The organism is Agrilactobacillus fermenti (genome assembly GCF_021030645.1).
Lineage (GTDB): Bacteria > Bacillota > Bacilli > Lactobacillales > Lactobacillaceae > Agrilactobacillus > Agrilactobacillus fermenti.
Genome location: NZ_JACGCJ010000073.1, coordinates 1 through 536 on the forward strand (window position 1 = coordinate 1; position 536 = coordinate 536).

Consider the following 536-nt stretch of genomic DNA (forward strand, 5'->3'; position numbering starts at 1 on the left):
TACGCATCGATCCGTATTGCCAAGCATGATCGTAAAGCTGAGCGCAAAGATATTATCTCGGGTAATAAACTACTAAATGCCCAGCTGGAACATGAGTTCCACCCCGATCGGATGGACCACACTTGGGTGACTGATTGTTCCGAATTAAGATATGGCGTTAATAATGAGCAACGTGTCCGTCTAAGCGCCATCAAAGATCTTTACGATCATCGGATCGTAAGTTGGGCTATTGCGTCGACGGAAACAGCAGAATTAGTCAGTAAAACGCTCGACTTAGCCCTACAACAAGTATCTGGTGCTAAACCAAAGATCGTACACAGTGATCAAGGTAGCAGTTATACTTCAGGCAGTTACAACCTAAAACTAGCCAGTTTAGGCATCACCCATAGTATGTCCCGTCCAGGGACACCTGGAGACAACAGTCCTATGGAGAGCTTCTGGAGTCACATGAAAGAAGAATTCTTCGCCTTTGAACAAGCGTATTCACAAGAGGAACTAGCGCTTCAGATTTCACGTTGTATCGATTGGTATAACAA

The 536-nt window shown here is 44.8% G+C and carries 1 protein-coding gene; it reads left to right on the forward strand.

Annotated features, from left to right (window positions below; translation table 11 throughout):
- The coding region (locus FHQ08_RS12655) for a DDE-type integrase/transposase/recombinase (RefSeq protein WP_230914749.1) at positions 1–536 on the forward strand (536 nt) is incomplete at both ends.